This is a genomic window from Mesorhizobium silamurunense, assembly GCF_014843905.1.
In the GTDB taxonomy this organism is placed as follows: domain Bacteria; phylum Pseudomonadota; class Alphaproteobacteria; order Rhizobiales; family Rhizobiaceae; genus Mesorhizobium; species Mesorhizobium silamurunense.
Map to the genome: position 1 here is coordinate 1 of NZ_LPVS01000222.1, position 2,719 is coordinate 2,719.

The 2,719-nt window shown below is 65.8% G+C and carries 3 protein-coding genes; all 3 read right to left on the reverse strand.

Features of this window, described 5'->3' with window-relative positions:
* Positions 1 to 47: 47 nt before the first annotated feature.
* Positions 48 to 617: a TetR/AcrR family transcriptional regulator gene (locus tag AU465_RS33190; protein WP_192257250.1), complete on the reverse strand. Its 570-nt coding sequence runs from the start codon at positions 615 to 617 to the stop codon at positions 48 to 50.
* Positions 618 to 622: 5 nt separating this feature from the next.
* Positions 623 to 1,087 (reverse strand): nuclear transport factor 2 family protein, encoded by a 465-nt coding sequence (locus tag AU465_RS33195; RefSeq protein ID WP_192257253.1) that lies wholly within the window; start codon positions 1,085 to 1,087, stop codon positions 623 to 625.
* Positions 1,088 to 1,178: 91 nt separating this feature from the next.
* Positions 1,179 to 2,719 (reverse strand): DNA mismatch repair protein MutS (gene mutS / locus AU465_RS33200; RefSeq protein ID WP_192257255.1); only part of this gene is annotated, 1,541 nt, incomplete at its 5' end.

Genomic DNA, 2,719 nt, shown 5'->3' on the forward strand with positions numbered 1-2,719 from the left:
CCGACAAATCGGGAATCCCCTCCGATTCCGTCAAATCTTGAACCGCTCTAGATCTTAGCCGGCAGCCCAAGCCGCATCCGCAGTCGCCGCAATGCCCTTGAAAATACATCGAGGTCATTGGCGGCGCGGGCAAGCGTGAGCGCTCCCTGGATGGCGGCGACGGTTTCCTCGGCAAGCTCGCAGGCCTCGCCCGGTCGGTGCCCAGATCGCGCGAGCGCTTCGGCGAGATGCGTGATCCATCGGCCGAAATAATCTCTTATCTGGCCGCCGAAGAGGTCGCGGGATTCATCCAGAGCGAAAGCGCCGACGAGGCAAACCCGGCGCCCCGAGCGGAAGTAGCTGTCGGTCGCCTCGAGCATCTGCTCGATCCCGGCCTGCGGATCGGCGTTGTCGCGCAGAGGTGCAAAGACATTGTCCTCGAACCAGCCATCGATATGGGCAATGACGGCTCTCGCCATCTCCTCCTTGCCGCCGGGAAAGAAGTGGTAGAGGCTTCCCTTGCCGAGCCCCGTCGCCGCGCCGATCAAGGCCAGGCTGGCGCCCTCATAGCCATGCTCGCGGAAAACTTCCGCAACGATCCCCAGCAACTGGTCGCGATCTGGAGCGATGCGCCGCACCGGCCTTAGAGCCCGAGTTCCGAAAGGCCGGGATGGTCGTCCGGCCGGCGGCCGAGCGGCCAGTGGTACTTTCGTTCGCTTGCGGCGATCGGCAGGTCGTTGATGCTCGCAACACGGCGCCGCATAAGCCCGGCTTCGTCGAATTCCCAATTCTCGTTGCCGTAGGAGCGGAACCAGTGGCCGCTGTCGTCGTGCCATTCATAGGCGAAGCGCACAGCGATGCGGTTGTCGTTCCAGGTCCAGACCTCCTTGATCAGGCGATAATCCAGCTCGCGCGCCCACTTGCGCTTCAGGAAGCCAACGATCTCGCCGCGGCCTGAAACGAACTCGGCCCGGTTCCGCCAGATGCTGTCCTCGGTATAGGCGAGTGAAACCCGCTCCGGGTCGCGGCTGTTCCAGGCATCCTCCGCGAGCCGCGCCTTCTGCGCTGCTGTTTCGGCCGTGAAAGGCGGCAATGGCGGGCGGCTCATGAAAATCTCCTGTCGCTTTCGATCATCGACAAGCGACATTGTACCGGACGGTACAATGAGTCAATTGCGAGACTGATGATGCAGACAGAGGCTATTGCTTCGTCGCCAGTCCCTTCAGCCGGTACAGCGCCTCCAGCGCCTCCCGCGGCGTCATCTCATCGGGGTTGATCGCAACCAGCGCCTCGCCGAGCGCGTCGCCCTTCACCGGTTTCGGCGCCTCCCGCTTCACCGCCACTGAAAACAGCGGCAGGTCGTCGACGAGCCGATTGGTCTTACCCGAGACCTCGCCTTCCTCGAGCTGGTGCAGCACTTCCTTGGCACGCGCCACCACCGCTTCCGGCAGGCCGGCGAGCCGCGCCACCTGGACGCCGTAGGAGCGGTCGGCCGCACCCTTGCCGACCTCGTGCAGGAAGACGACGTCGCCTTCCCATTCCTTGACCCGCATGGTGACGTTGGAGAGCCGCGACAGCTTGCCGGCCAGCGCCGTCATCTCGTGGAAATGTGTGGCGAAGATCGCCCGGCAGCGGTTCTTCTCGTGCAGGTACTCGACCGCCGCCCAGGCGATCGACAACCCGTCGAAAGTCGCGGTGCCGCGGCCGATCTCGTCGAGGATGACGAGCGCCCGCTCGCCGGCCTGGTTGAGGATCGCCGCCGTCTCGACCATCTCGACCATGAAGGTCGAGCGGCCGCGCGCCAGATCGTCCGAGGCACCGACGCGCGAGAACAGCCGGTCGACGACACCGATATGGGCAATCTCAGCCGGAACGAAGGAGCCGGTCTGGGCCAGGATGGCGATCAGCGCGTTTTGCCTGAGGAACGTCGACTTGCCGCCCATATTGGGACCGGTGAGCAGCCAGATGGCGCCGGCCTTTGCCCCGGCCTCAGGCGAGAGGTCGCAGTCATTGGCGACGAACGGGCCTTCGCCCGAGCGCCTGAGCGCCTGTTCGACCACCGGGTGCCGCCCACCGGAAATCTCGAAGGCGAGGCTGGAATCGACCGCCGGTCGGCACCAGCCCTCGCTTTCGGAAAGCAGCGCCAGCGCTGACGACACGTCGAGCACGGCGAGCGCGTTGGCGCCGGCGCGGATGCCGTCGGCCTCGCCGACCACCTCCGCCGTCAGCCGGTCGAAGGCGGCGAGCTCGATGCTGAGCGCCCGGTCGGCGGCGTTGGCGATCTTCGATTCCAGCTCCGCCAGTTCCGTCGTGGTGAAGCGCATGGCGTTGGCCATGGTCTGGCGGTGGATGAAGCGCGCCTTCGCCGCATCGCTGCCGGTCATCACGCCATGGTGGTTGGCGGTGACCTCGATATAGTAGCCCAGCACATTGTTGTGCCGGATCTTCAACGAGCGGATGCCGGTCTCCTCGATCAGCGAGCGCTCCAGCCCGGCGATCACTTTTCGCGACTCGTCGCGCAGCGCCCGCATCTCGTCGAGTTCGGCATGATAGCTCGACCGCACGAAGCCGCCGTCGCGCTTGATGAGCGGCAATTCGTCGTCGAGCGCTTCGCTGAGGTGGCGGGCGAGCGCTTCGGGCAAGGCATTGATCGCCGCCAGCGCCGCGGTGAGTTCAGCGGGCAGGGCCGTCGTCGCGAGCAGCGCGGCGATCGCGCCCGCGGCCTCGAAGCCGGCGCGCA

Coding starts and splice junctions, on each gene's coding strand:
- AU465_RS33195 (WP_192257253.1), bottom strand. CDS start 1,087: ATGAGCCGCCCGCCATTGCCGCCTTTCACGGCCGAAACAGCAGCGCAG.